Raw genomic sequence first — 12979 nt, 5'->3', positions numbered from 1 at the left:
TCCTCGTACAGCAGCCCCCTGCGTCTCCAGCGACTGCATTCGACTGTAGGTTGGTCCCGTGACCAGTGTGGCTCCCCTCGCTCAAGTATTCGCTGTTCGCTCGGCGACCCGCACCGAGGCTGATGTTCAGCAGAATCTCGGTGCATTTCTGACCCTCGCGCCGCTCGGTCTGGCCGACAACCAGGTGTCGAAGGTCGAGGTGCCGACGGGTGACGGCACACGGCGACGCATTGACGTCGAGTACGGCCGGCTCATCATCGAGGTCAAGAAGGACCTCACCGTCGCGAATGCAGTGACGAAGGCCGAGCCGCAGCTGCGGGGCTACCTCGAGGTCAAGCGTGACGCGACCGGCGACGAGTACGCCGGCATCATCACCGACGGCGTTGACTGGCTGCTGTACACGCTCGCGGGCGAAGACTTCAAGCGGGTTCAGACGTTCACGATGAAGCGTCCGGACGCCGACAGCATCGAGCGCCTGACAAGTTGGCTAGACGGTATCCTCCTTACGGGCCCAAAGCTGTCGCCGACGCCGGACCGCATCGAAGAGCGGCTTGGCGCGGACTCGCCGCGATTTCGTCTCGACCGTGCACGGCTCGAAGCGCTCTACCAGGACCACGGCAACGACGCCGAAACCACGCTCAAGCGCGAACTGTGGGCCCGGCTGCTCCGTACTGCACTCGGCACCAATTTCGAGGACGACACGGCGCTGTTCCTCGACCACACGCTTCTCGTCATCGAGGCGGAAATCATCGCGCACCTTGTCGTGGGTCTCAACCCCGCGGAACTCAGCGTGGACAATGTACTCGCCGGTGCCGCGTTCAAGTCCGCAGGCATCATCGGAGTCGTGGAGGCCGATTTCTTTGACTGGCCCGCAAAGGTCGACGGCGGTCCCGCCATTATCGCCGACCTGATTCGTGAACTCGCGCAGTTCAGGTGGGAGGACGTCACGCACGACGTGCTCAAGCATCTATATGAGGCAATTATCTCGGCTGACACGCGCAAGGGTCTCGGCGAGTACTACACAGCCGACTGGCTGGCGAAGTCCATCGTTGACGAGCGCATTACCGACCCCCTGAACCAGAGAGTCATGGATCCGGCGTGCGGCTCGGGCACGTTCGTCTTCCATGCGGTGCGACGATTCCTCGACGCCGCGGACTCCGCGGGCTTCTCAAACCGTGATGCACTCACACTTCTGCAGGAGACGGTGTTCGGCATGGACATCCACCCGGTGTCGGTGGTGCTCGCGCGAGTAACGTACCTGCTCGCCATCGGTCCGGAGCGGTTGCAGGACCGCGGCACCCTCAACATCCCCGTCTTCCTAGGCGACTCCGTGCAGTGGGGTCGTGGGTCCGGTGCGCTCACCCAGACGTATTCACGATGGAAGTGAACGCCGAAGACCTGGCGGGCAGTGAGGCCGAGGACGAGCAGCTCGCGGGCTTCGCCGAAACGATCACGTTCCCGCTCGGCTCCGACCCGACGCAACTCGACCTGCTCATCGGCGAGCTCGCTGACCTCGCCTCGCAGTACACCGACACGGCCACGCCCATTCCAAGCATCTCGCACATCCTTGAGGCGCGCGGAGTGAAAGATCCGCAGGCCGACGTGGTGCGGGCGTCGTTCAAGACGTTGTGTGAGCTGAACGCGGCGGGCCGCAACCACATCTGGGGCTACGTCGTCCGCAATCAGATTCGGCCGCTGTGGCTGGCTCGTAATCCGGTTGACGTCCTCGTGGGGAACCCGCCGTGGGTCGCCTACCGATACATGACGCGCACGATGCAGTCGCAGTTCAAGGCGATGCTTGAGTCGCGCGGGCTCTGGGCGGGCGGAGCGGTCGCGACCAATCAGGACCTCGCAGCGCTGTTCATCGCCCGCACCGTAGAGGTGTTCCTCAAGCCGGGCGGCACCTTCGGGTTCGTGACACCGTACGCGGTATTGTCGCGCCTGCAGTACGAGCTCTTCCGGACCGGCGACTGGCTGGATGCTGACCCAGTGCATATTAACGCGGCGTTCGAGACGTCGTGGGACCTCGCCGATGTGCGCCCTCCGCTATTCCCGGTGCCGTCTGCCGTTGTCTTCGGGACCCGAGCAGGCGAAGCGGTGGCTTTGCCGGAGAAAGTGATCGCGTTCCGTGGTCGGGTGGGCCACATCATTCGCGAAGAAGACACCGTTATTCAACTTTCCGTAGACGACGAGTATCTGTCACCATACTCGTCTCGCCCGATCCAAGGCGCAACGGTTGTGCCACGAGTGCTGACCTTCGTTGACGAGGTGCCAGCCGGCAAGCTCGGTCGGCCTGCAGGCACGACCGCGGTTAAATCAGCGCGCAGCGCTCAAGAGAAGAAGCCCTGGAAGTTCCTCGACTCGGTCGAGACGCCGGTCGAGGAGACGTTCGTGCGAGAGGTGTTGCTCGGGTCGAGCATCGTGCCGTTTCGCGCTGTGTGGCCTCATAAGGCCGTGCTCCCCATCAGCGACTCCGGTGTGCTGCAGCCCGCGCAGCTGGTGCTATACCCGCTGCTCAGCGCGCGGTGGGCGATTGTTGAGGGTCTGTGGAATGCGAACAAGTCGGCGCGAACCAAGCAGTCGCTCACCGAGTGGCTCGATTATCAGGGCAAGCTCCGTCGTCAGTTGCCAGCGCCCGCACATCGGATCGCCTACACCGCATCGGGCAACCGCATTGCTGCTGCGTACACCTCGAACAGCAAGTACGTCATTGAGCACAAGCTGTATTGGCTGCCTGTCGACTCTGAGGCAGAGGGGCACTACCTCGCGGCCATCCTGAACTCGGATGCCGTCGCCATCGCGGTCGCGAAGCGGCAATCCCGCGGACTCTTCGGAACTCGCGACATCGATATGCTCCCCTGGCGGCTCCCGATTCCTGCCTATGACGCTGACAACGCGACGCATGAAGCGCTTTCCGGCCTCGGAGCGAGCGCCGCAGCGACGGCGGAGCTGCTCGACCTCACGGACGTTCCAGATTTTAGGGCCGCTCGACGAGTAGTGCGTGACGCCCTCGCGGCGGACGGCACGACCGCCGCTATCGACGAGCTCGTCATCGGATTGCTCGACCTGAACCCCTCGGGTTCGGTGATATTGCTCGGCGATGAGAAGCGTGACGGCGACGAGGACGACGAACTAGAGCTGACGGCGTAGGCGACGTCGGAGTTCCCGCCGGAGCGAGAACCCGATAATCCAGGGCACGACTCCTATGACCTCCGTGACCGATACTGCACCCGCGACGGGGACTCTGTGTCAGAGCTCCTGCCCGTCAGATCAGATTCGCCGTGACCTCGAGCGTCGCGGGATCTTGCAGAGTCCGATCGTGCTGTCGTCGACAGATGTCGACGCAGACGACTCACGTCCGTAGGCCGATCGCCTTCCGGGCGCCTCGAATCGACGGCGCAGCCGGCATGGTGCAGATCGAAGCTGAATATGGTGCTCGTCTACCCTCACGAGAGACGCGGCGAGCGGCGTCGCCGGACGTCCAGCTTGCACGGCATGACCCGATCCCCGCTGAGGACGATTGAGCCGCTGGCAACTATCTACTGGATTGTTGGGCCCGCGTCGATGCAGAAGCCGCTCGAGGAGGTTGTCCGGGGCGCTCGTAACGAGCCTCGAAGGTTGGTACCGAGCGGAAGCCGACGCAGCCGCGAACGCTGAACCGCTGCTCCGCGTGAGCCGGTAGCCATGAGCAACGATCGAAATGTGCAGGCCCCGCGTACGGACACCCAGCGAGGGCGCCGTCGCGCTCGCGACCATGGCAGACCCGCGGATGGCGGATCTCGTTGCGTCGCGTTCTGCAGCGTGTCGCTTCTCCTCGGGTACGGAGTCGGGTACGGAGTGTGCCGGGGAGGTGGTGCAAGATGGTGCAAGGTGACGCAACGAGATGCAATCGAGCATGGGCAAGAAAGCGCGGAAAATAGCGGAATTGGTGACCTGCATGGCGGGCAGGGGGTCGGGGGTTCGAGTCCCCCCAGATCCACCAAGGAACCGCGGCGCGTCCGCGGTTCTTTCGTACTCAGCGCGTGGGCTCCGCGGGCGTCACGACGACCTGGGGGCGACGCAGTAGATCGAGAAGCTGATGTCCTTGCCGGTGCTGTGCGAGTAGTAGTAGCCGTCGTCGTACGGGTAGTGCACGATGTCGAGCGAGCTCGGCCCTGACCCAGCCTTCATCACGAGCAGGGTGGCCTGCATCGTCCAGTCGAGCCCCGGCAAGGCGACGATCTGGGCGCCGTCCGGCCACTCCTGCTTGATGCACTCGCCATAGCCGAGCGCTTCCCAATAGGCTGTCGAGTTCTGCGCCGCCGCCTCCGGCTGCGCGGCGTGGGCGGGTGCGGCGGCGCCCAGCAGCGCGAGCGCGGCAACCGCGGATGCCGCCAGTAGCTTCTGCATGTCCAGTCCTCCGAACGGTGCTCTGCCTCGGGGATGCCGGAGCCTCCGGCGCCCCTGCTGCAACGGTGCGCTGCCGAGGCGCGCCTCACACTACGAGCGTCGACGGGACGGCGGTAGGCCGAGGTTCCGCGCATCGCTCGCCGGCGACGCGGGTCCCGCGCGCGCGACGCGGATATGGGCGACCTGCCCAGGGCCTACCCTGCCGATGGCGCCGCCTTCTTGCGCGGCTGCAGCTGCAGCGCGCCACCCGGCAGCGCCTCCATCACGAACAGCTCGGTCGCGCGCACGAGGTCGGAGAGCTTCGCGTAGCCCCAGTTGCGCGAGTCGAAGTCGGGGTGCTGCTTGCGCAGCAGCGAGCCGACGGTCGCGAGGTTCGCCCAGCCGTCCTCGCCAGAAGCGGTCGCCGTGCTGGCGCGCAGCCGCGAGACTAGCCGGGTGTCGGCGCGCAGCTTCGCCGTCGGCACCCGATCCAGCACGACCGCCGCGGGGCTCTCCCCGGGAGGCCCGTCCGGCGCCTCGAGCACCTCGAGGTAGGTGAACTGGTTGCACGCGTTGCGGAACGCCTCCGGGGTCTTGCGCTCGCCGAAGCCGTAGACGGTGACGCCCTCCTCGCGGATGCGCGATGCGAGGCGCGTGAAGTCGCTGTCGGAGGAGACGATGCAGAAGCCCTGGAACCGGCGCGTGTAGAGCAGGTCCATCGCGTCGATGATGAGCGCGCTGTCGGTCGCGTTCTTGCCCGTCGTGTTCGCGAACTGCTGCATGGGCTGGATGACGTGCTCGCTCGCGACCGCCTTCCAGCTGCTGAGGTTGGGTCTTGTCCAGTCGCCGTAGACCCGCTTCACGGAGGCGGTGCCGAAGCGCGCGACCTCCGCGAGCACCGCGGCTACGCGCGACGGAGGCACGTTGTCAGCATCGATCAGGACGGCGAGCAGATCGTTCGGTTGCGCCACGGGGTAAGCATGGCAGTGGTTCTGCCTGCAGCTGCGATCGGGTGGCTGCGTGCCGTGGGTGCGCGCGGCTAGCCCCCGAGGAGTTCCACGTCGAGGCCCGACGCGCGGTAGCGGGCCGCCGAGTGCCGAGAAGGCGCGACGAGCACGACGGATGCGGCGGCCGCGGCGGTCGGGAAGTCGTCGAACGAGTCGGTCCAGAAGCGCCGCCGCTCGATGTCGACGCCCGCCTCGCGGAGCGCCGAGAGCTTACCCTCGCCTCGGATGTGGCGATCGAACTCGGGGCCGGTGGGCGTCCAGCGCAGCGTCGAGGCGAGCAGCAGGTCGTGCTCGACCCCGGCGGCCGCGAGGAACGCGGCGGCGAGCCGGTGCTCAGAGCCGGTCGCGACGACGACGTGCGCGCCAGCGCGCCGCAGGCCCGCGGCGACCTCCAGCATCGACCGGCGCGCGGCCACGGCTCCCAAGCGGGCGCCGACGGCCGCAGCCAGCGCCTCGTACTGCGGCTCGGTCATGCCGCGCAGGAGGCTGCGCGCGACGTCGCGCGACGCCGCCGCGTGCCGCGGCACGTCATGGCCCGCGCGCAGCCAGCGCACGAGCTCAGGGGCGCTGCGCGCACCGGCCACGGGAGCCCGCAGCGCGGCCGCCGTCAGCAGCGCAGCGAAGGTGTCGCGGGTCGTGAGCACGCCGTCGAGGTCGAGCACCGCATCCGTCATGCCCGGCTCCGTCCGCACGCCCGGTCAGGCGACCGCGCCGCTCACGCCTCGGTCGCGACCGGCTCGAGCGTCAGGAACAGGCCGCCGTAGGCCGGCAGGCTCACCGAGAAGCTCTGCAGGTCGTCGACGTGCCCGATGCTGTCGCCCGTGAGGGCGTCGATCACCTCGCACTGCGTCGGCAGGGCCTCCGAGTGCACCGTGCCCTCGACCGGCTCGCCCGAGAAGTTCAGCACCGTCACCTGCGTGCGCGCATCCTCGCGGGTCGGGTCGCCGTCGTCGAGCCGGTGCACGAGCACGAGCATGCTCGGGTGCGCGACGTGCGGCACGTCGAGCTGCGTCGCGGTCGCGACGCCGTGCTCGCGCCGGATGCGCAGCACGTCGGCGAGCCGGTTCACGAACGAGCCCGGCTGCTCGATCTGCGCGGGGAGCGACCCGTAGAGCGAGCGGCCGCGCGGCATGCCCGCGGCCGACATCGTGGCGTCGGGGGATGCGTCGATCAGGTCGTGCGCGCCGCGCTCGATCCAGCGGGTGTCGCCCGTGGCGATGAGGTCGTGCACCTGCTCCTCGGGCAGCGTGAGCATGCCGGTGAGGTCCCAGCCGGAGAGCGCGAAGACGCCGGGCTGCCACGCGTTGTACTTCGCGAGCAGGATGTGCGCGTCGCGGATCGCGGGGATCGCGTCGTCGGTGATGTCGTCGAGCCGCTCGAAGCCCTGCGTCGCCGCGATGAGCGACGTCGTCGTGCACGCGATGCCGTTCTGGGTGAAGACGCGGTTGTAGTCTGCCTTGCCCGTGAGCTTCTCGGTGAGCTCGGCGCGGATGAGCTCGGCGAGCTCGCCGCCGGTGAGCTCCTCGTGCCGGAACGGGTAGACGTCGTCGCGGTGGCGCGTCGCCCAGTGCACGAGCTCGTACGTGAGCTCGTCGTGGTTCTGCAGCCCGTGGACGAGCCCGACCGGCTCGACGCCGAGCGCGAGCGACTGCATGAGCGTGAGCCGCAGGAACTCCGTCTCGCCGGTCGCGAGCGCGTGGTGGTAGCCGGGGCGGCTGACGAAGTCGTACGACAGGTCGGCGCCCACGGCGCTCGTGTCGCGGATGTCCTCGATCGTGAGGTTGAGCTCCTGGAAGGTGAAGCCCCCGACCTTCCGCACCATGCCGGCGATGATGTGGTTCGCGGCGTGCGAGAGCGGGTGCCCCTCCGACCACGCGGGCAGCCCCTCGGCGCTCTTCTCGACCCCGAGGAAGCCGTTCGCGTCGAGCCGCAGGGCGCTCGTGCCCAGGTCGCCGAGCGAGTGCAGCGCGTCGCCGATCACGAGCCGCATGCCCGCGAAGGTCGGGTCGAGCCAGTTGATCGACGGCTGCCCCTGCTTGAAGTAGTGCAGGTAGACCCAGCGGCGCTCGACCCCGTCGACGCCGAGCACCGGCGGCGTCGCGCTCCAGTTCGTCTCCTTGACGCCCGGCATGTAGAAGATGACGCGCTGCAGCTCGCCGATGATGTAGCCGCGCTCGCTCAGCTCGCGCTCGGCGGCCGCGTCGAGGTTCGCGGCGTCGCGGCCCTCGGGCACGTCGGGCAGCAGGTGCCAGTCCTCCGGCGGGATCTCGACCATGTGGTAGATCCCGGGGTAGTCCTTGAACGCCATCTCGGCGAGCCGGAAGTCGGCGCCCTTGCCGGTGTGGCCGGGCACGATGTCGTCGATGACGCTGCCCTCGTGGGCGTCGGCGACGTCGGAGAGGCGACGGAACGCATCCTCGTCGCCGAAGGCGGGATCGATCTGGGTGCTGATGCGGTCGAAGTGCCCGTCGACGCTCGGCGTCTCGAGCCAGCCGGTGATGCCGCCGGCGCGCTTCACCGGGCCCGTGTGGAGCCCGTTGATGCCGATGTGCTGGAACGCGGCCCACAGGGCGTCCTCGCCGAGCGCGTCGAGGAACGACTGCCCCTGGCGCGTGATGAGCGAGATGGGGTAGGCGGTGAACCACACGTCGGCGACCGCGATCGCGCGGCGCGCGTCGGGCCTGGCGTAGGGGTTCCGCCACATCGACGGCTGCCCCGAGAGCTGCCGGCTCAGGACATCGGCGTCCTTGAGCATCGACTGCCGCACGAGCCACTCGACATAGGAGGGGTTGGATGCGTTCGCGGTGCGCGGGTCGGTGCGGAACCGTCGCACCGTGCCGCTGCGGAACTGGTCGCGCGGGCGCAGGCGACGCGGCCTGGCGGGGTAGCGCTGCTCGTCGTAGGTGATCTCGGTGCCGTGCTCGTCGGGCTCATCCACGCATGCAGGTCTATCACGGCGAGGTGGGCGGGCCTGGGAGGATCGGGGCATGCGCGCCCTCGTCATCGACGCCGTCCGCAGCACCCCCGCCGTGCGGGAGGTGCCGGCGCCGAGCGCCCCCGACGGCGGGGTCGTCGTCGAGGTGCGGGCCACCGGGCTCTGCCGCAGCGACTGGCACGCGTGGGCCGGGCACGACGACATCGCGTTCCCGCACGTGCCCGGGCACGAGCTCGCGGGCGTCATCGCCGAGGTCGGCGCGGGCGTCGAGCGCTGGCAGGTCGGTGACCGCGTGACGGTGCCCTTCGTGTGCGGGTGCGGCCGCTGCGCGTGGTGCCTCGCGGGCGACGCGCAGGTGTGCCCCCACCAGCAGCAGCCGGGCTTCACCCACTGGGGCTCGTTCGCCGAGCGGGTCGCGCTCCACGCGGCCGACGCGAACCTCGTGCGCATCCCCGACGGCGTCGGCTTCGCGACCGCGGCGGCGCTCGGCTGCCGCTTCGCGACCGCGTACCGCGCGCTCGTCGGGCGGGCCCGCGTGCAGCCGGGGGAGTGGGTGACGGTCGTGGGCGCGGGCGGCGTGGGCCTCAGCGCGGTCATGATCGCGAGGGCGCTCGGCGCGCGAGCGATCGCCGTCGATCGCAACCCCACCGCCCTCGAGCTCGCCGCTTCGCTCGGCGCCGAGCGCGCCATCCTCGCCGACGGGCGCGACGTGCCCGCCGAGGTCGCCGCGATCACGGGCGAGGGCAGTCACGTCGCGGTCGACGCGGTCGGGAGCGAGCAGACGGCGGCGGATGCGGTGCTGTCGCTGCGCCGTCGGGGCCGGCACGTGCAGGTCGGCCTGCTCCCGCCGGTCGACGGGCATCCGCGCGTGCCCATGTCGCGCGTGATCGCGTGGGAGCTGGACCTCCTCGGCAGCCACGGCATGGCGGCCGCCGACTACCCGGGGATGCTCGCGCTCATCGAGCAGGGCGTGCTCGAGCCGCAGCGCCTCGTCGAGCGCACGGTCTCGCTCGAGGAGGCGGCGGTGCTGCTGCCCGGCTTCGACCGCTCGAGCGCCCCGGGCGTCACCATGATCGACCCGCTCCGCGGCTGATCGGCGGAGGTCAGCCCTCGCCGAGCAGCGACAGCCCCGCGGCGACCGCGAAGCCGACGACGGTCGCGAGCCCGGCGGTGTCCTTCGCCTTCTCGCGCGCCTCGGGGATCATCGCGTCGATGAGCATCACGAGCAGCGCGCCCGCGGCGATGCCGTCGATCGTGCCGACCATCCACGGCGGGGCGGTGTCGGCGAGCAGCCGCCCCGCGACCGCGGCGAGCGTGCAGACGACCGCCACTCCCACCCAGAGCAGCAGCACGAAGCGCTTCGAGCGGCCGTCGCGCAGCATGTCGGCGGATGCGCCGATCGACTCGGGCAGGTTCGACACGAAGATCGACACGAGGAGCGCGAGGCTCACTCCCGCACCGCCCGCGAGCCCGATGCCGAGCACCGCCTGCTCGGGGATGCCGTCGAGCAGCGCGCCGAGCGCGAGCGGGAAGCCGGCGGCGCCGCCGCCGCGCCTGCCCGACCAGCGCTCGATCGCGCGGTCGGCGGCGAAGTAGGCGACCGCCCCCAACGCGAGCCCGATGCCGACGCCCACCGGGCCGCCCTCGTCGAGCCCAGCCTCCGCGAGCTCGAACGACACCGACGCGATGAGCGCGCCCGCGCCGAACGCGAGCACGAGGCCGACCGTGCGGTCGGACCACGAGCGCAGCACCGACAGCAGCGCGCCCACGAGCAGCGAGCCCGAGGCGATCCCGCCCCACAGCAGCGCTTCGAGCATGACCCCTCCGCTCGGAGGCTAGACCCGTCGTGCCGCTCGAGCCATGGGCTCAGCCGGCGAACTCGCGCACCGGCAGGCCGGTGACGCCGGGGTCGACCGCGAAGAGCGCCCCCGCCGCTGGCTCCTCACCCGGCGGCAGGTGCTCGCGCGACGTCGTGATGAACAGCCGGTCGAGCCGCTCCCCGCCGAACGCGCACGCGGTCACGCGCGTGACGCCGGGCACCTCGACGCGCCCGTCGAGCGTGCCGTCGGGCCGGAACCGCAGCACCGCGCCCCCGTTGACGACCGCGACCCACACGCATCCGTCGGCGTCGACCGTGAGGCCGTCGGGCCGGCCGTCGTCGGGCAGCGCGGCGAGCTGCCGCCGGCTGGTGAGGCCCTGCTCGCGCGAGTAGTCGAACACGGCGACAGCGCCCGTCTCGGTGTCGTCGTAGTAGGCGAGCGAGCCGTCGGGGCTCCAGTCGAGGCCGTTCGAGACGGTCACGCCCGTGAGCACCGTCTCGACCGAGCGGTCGGGGTCGAGGCGGTAGAGGGACGCCGCGCCGGGCGTCTGGTCGTACGCCATCGAGCCGCAGTAGAAGCGCCCGTCGGGGTCGCAGCCGCCCTCGTTCATGCGGATCGCCGTCGAGGACCACAGCTCGGGGAGCGGCTCGAGGTCGCCGTCGATGTCCTCGAGCACGAAGCCCCGCTCGACGCCGACCACGGCGCCGCCGCCGCGCCGGGGCCGCACGCACGCGGCGATCGAGCCGACGTGTCGGCGCTCGATGCCCGTCTCGGTGAGGGTGAGGATGTCGCCCGCGAGCATGTCGAGCCAGCGCAGCCCGCCCCACCACTCCGACCAGACGGGGCCCTCCCCGTGGAAGGCGATCGGGTCGGTGATCTGCTCGGCGCGCATGCGGGCTCCCTCAGGTCGGCGTGGTGCCAGCCAAGCGGGCGGCGCCCGGTGCCGCAACCGGCGCTCGTGCAGGCTGGCCGGGCCTACGGGGCAACTGCAAGACTCGAGCGATGCGGGTGGCGGATGCGGTGGTCGAGCGGGTGCGCGGGAGCCGCGCCGCGGCGCACGACGCGCTCCGCGCCCTCGTGGGCCGGCTCGCGGGCGTCGACGAGGCATCCGTCGTCGTGGTGCAGCGATGCCCGGACTGCGGCGGGCCGCACGGACGCCCCGTCGTGATGGAGCCGTGGGCCGCGCGCGGCATCGGCGTCTCTCTCGCGCACGCTGGGGAGGAGCACGTCGTCGCGGCCGCTCGCGGACGCCGCATCGGCGTCGACGCCGAGCGCGCCGACGCGCCGCCCGAGCGGCTCGCGGCGGTCAGGCAGCTGCTCGACGCGCACGACGAGCCGCTGCGCCGGTGGACCCGTGTCGAGGCGGTGCTCAAGGCCGACGGCCGAGGGCTCCGGGTCGACCCCTCCGAGGTCGAGGTCGACGACGCATCCGCCATCGCGCGCGGGCCCGGCGGCGACCGCGCGTACGCGCTCCACGACGTCGAGGTCGGCGGGGGACTCGTCGTGACCCTCGCGATCGACGAGACGTGAAGCAACCTCGGAGAAGAAATCTGATCGGTCGGGAATACTTCAACATCGAACGGGTTTCACCACCTGGACGCTCTCCGGCTCCGAGGCTCGACCACGGGCGGGGAGGACCACTCCGACAACCGACGGGGACCCGCGCTGCGGGCCCCACGACCCTTCGAGGAATGATTCATGACGAAGATCGCCATCATCACCGGCAGCACTCGCCCCGGCCGCGTCAACCTGGGCGTCGCGCAGTGGGTCCTCCAGACCGCTTCGCAGCGCACCGACGCCGAGTTCGAGCTCGTCGACATCGCCGACTACAACCTGCCGGTCCTCGATGAGGCCATGCCTGCCGGCTACCAGCAGTACTCGCAGGAGCACACCAAGGCCTGGTCGGCGAAGATCGCCGAGTTCGACGGCTTCGTCTTCATCGCCGGTGAGTACAACCACTCGGTGCAGCCCGCGCTCGCCAACGCCCTCTCGTACCTGAACGCAGAGTTCAACAACAAGGCCGCCGGCATCGTCGGCTACGGCTCGGCCTTCGGCGTCCGCGCCGTCGAGCACCTCCGCGGCATCCTCTCGGAGCTGCAGGTCGCGCACGTGCAGAAGACGGGCATGTTCTCGCTCTTCACCGACTTCGAGAACTTCTCGACCTTCAAGCCCACCGAGCTGCAGGCCGCCTCGGTCGAGCCGATGCTCGACCAGGTCGTGCTGTGGAGCAAGGCGCTCGAGCAGGTCCGCAACGGCGCGCTCGTCAACGCCTGAGCATCCCTCGCGAAGCGGGTCTCCCTCCGGGGAGGCCCGCTTCTCGCATGTGCGGGCCCGATCAGGGCAGCGCGTGGCCGGGCGCGAGCTCCTGCCGGCTCTGCCGCGTCGGCCTGAACTCCTGGATCGCGACGAGCGTCGGCGCCGGCGCCACGCCGGGTCCGCCCGCGCGCACCCACTCGACGATGTCAGCGGTCACCGCCGGATCGTTCGCCTCGCCGATCCAGACGGGCGCGGCCCCGGCCTCGACGCCCTCCGCGCCGGGCATCACGACCACGACGTTCGAGTGCTCGCACGCATCCAGGCACTTGCTCGGCACGACGACCGCTCCCGCCCCCGCACCGTCCCGGAGCGCCTGCAGCTGCCCCGCGTGGTCGACGCCCGGGTGCTTGCGCCGGCTGCCGCAGTCGCCGCCGCGGCACGCGACCACGGTCACGAGCCCGTGCGCGTCCGCCGACTCCGCTCGCCGCGCTCGACGCTTCGCCATGGCATTCCCCTCACCGCGCCCCCGGGCGCCGCTCCAGTGTGGCGGAAGCACGACCCGCTGCGCGCCGCGGGCCGGCGCCGAGCCGGCC

General features: G+C 70.3%; 12 protein-coding genes. 5 read left to right on the top strand and 7 right to left on the bottom strand.

The genetic code is table 11. The features are described 5' to 3' along the window. The first annotated feature begins 58 nt into the window (after positions 1 to 58). Positions 59 to 1387 carry an N-6 DNA methylase gene (locus NWP09_RS02955; RefSeq protein ID WP_258274055.1) on the top strand — a complete coding sequence of 443 codons (1329 nt, stop codon included), beginning with the start codon at positions 59 to 61 and terminating at the stop codon, positions 1385 to 1387. Beyond that, a complete protein-coding gene (locus NWP09_RS02950; protein WP_258274054.1) occupies positions 1378 to 3150 on the top strand; it encodes a hypothetical protein in 1773 nt (590 codons plus the stop codon). Before NWP09_RS02955 ends, NWP09_RS02950 begins: the two co-directional genes overlap by 10 nt. Positions 3151 to 4038: 888 nt before the next feature. On the opposite strand, the gene NWP09_RS02945 is transcribed toward NWP09_RS02950, so the two are convergent. The 4 genes from NWP09_RS02945 to treS form a co-directional block, all read right to left on the bottom strand. Further along, positions 4039 to 4389 carry a hypothetical protein gene (locus NWP09_RS02945; protein WP_258274053.1) on the bottom strand — a complete coding sequence of 117 codons (351 nt, stop codon included), beginning with the start codon at positions 4387 to 4389 and terminating at the stop codon, positions 4039 to 4041. A gap of 194 nt (positions 4390 to 4583) precedes the next feature. Further along, positions 4584 to 5339 carry an NYN domain-containing protein gene (locus NWP09_RS02940; RefSeq protein WP_258274052.1) on the bottom strand — a complete coding sequence of 252 codons (756 nt, stop codon included), beginning with the start codon at positions 5337 to 5339 and terminating at the stop codon, positions 4584 to 4586. 68 nt (positions 5340 to 5407) lie between these two features. After that, entirely contained in the window at positions 5408 to 6067 is a 660-nt protein-coding gene (locus tag NWP09_RS02935; RefSeq protein ID WP_258274051.1) for a haloacid dehalogenase-like hydrolase, read from the bottom strand. A gap of 23 nt (positions 6068 to 6090) precedes the next feature. Continuing rightward, positions 6091 to 8313, bottom strand: coding sequence for a maltose alpha-D-glucosyltransferase (treS, locus tag NWP09_RS02930; RefSeq protein ID WP_258274050.1), 2223 nt, complete (start codon positions 8311 to 8313; stop codon positions 6091 to 6093). 49 nt (positions 8314 to 8362) lie between these two features. Here treS and NWP09_RS02925 point away from each other — a divergent pair, with 49 nt between their 5' ends. Beyond that, positions 8363 to 9403, top strand: coding sequence for an alcohol dehydrogenase catalytic domain-containing protein (locus NWP09_RS02925; protein ID WP_258274049.1), 1041 nt, complete (start codon positions 8363 to 8365; stop codon positions 9401 to 9403). 10 nt (positions 9404 to 9413) lie between these two features. Here the strand turns inward: NWP09_RS02925 and NWP09_RS02920 are convergent, their stop codons facing one another. Continuing rightward, on the bottom strand, positions 9414 to 10127 hold the full coding sequence (locus tag NWP09_RS02920) for a ZIP family metal transporter (RefSeq protein ID WP_258274048.1): 714 nt from the start codon (positions 10125 to 10127) through the stop codon (positions 9414 to 9416). A 49-nt stretch (positions 10128 to 10176) separates the two neighbouring features. Then, positions 10177 to 11022: an SMP-30/gluconolactonase/LRE family protein gene (locus NWP09_RS02915; RefSeq protein ID WP_258274047.1), complete on the bottom strand. Its 846-nt coding sequence runs from the start codon at positions 11020 to 11022 to the stop codon at positions 10177 to 10179. A gap of 110 nt (positions 11023 to 11132) precedes the next feature. Between NWP09_RS02915 and NWP09_RS02910 the strand changes: the two genes are divergently transcribed. Both NWP09_RS02910 and NWP09_RS02905 read left to right on the top strand, forming a co-directional pair. Beyond that, the gene (locus tag NWP09_RS02910) at positions 11133 to 11660 is read left to right on the top strand and encodes a 4'-phosphopantetheinyl transferase superfamily protein (protein ID WP_258274046.1); all 528 of its coding nucleotides are present in this window, start codon (positions 11133 to 11135) and stop codon (positions 11658 to 11660) included. 168 nt (positions 11661 to 11828) lie between these two features. Continuing rightward, positions 11829 to 12404, top strand: coding sequence for an NADPH-dependent FMN reductase (locus NWP09_RS02905; protein ID WP_258274045.1), 576 nt, complete (start codon positions 11829 to 11831; stop codon positions 12402 to 12404). Between the two features lie 61 nt (positions 12405 to 12465). Here NWP09_RS02905 and NWP09_RS02900 read toward each other — a convergent pair whose 3' ends face one another. Beyond that, positions 12466 to 12891, bottom strand: a complete 426-nt coding sequence (locus NWP09_RS02900) for a (2Fe-2S) ferredoxin domain-containing protein (RefSeq protein ID WP_258274044.1) — start codon at positions 12889 to 12891, stop codon at positions 12466 to 12468. Positions 12892 to 12979 lie beyond the last annotated feature (88 nt).

This window comes from Agrococcus sp. HG114 (assembly GCF_024723325.1).
Taxonomy (GTDB): domain Bacteria; phylum Actinomycetota; class Actinomycetes; order Actinomycetales; family Microbacteriaceae; genus Agrococcus.
This window is presented reverse-complemented; position numbering and strand designations above follow the sequence as displayed.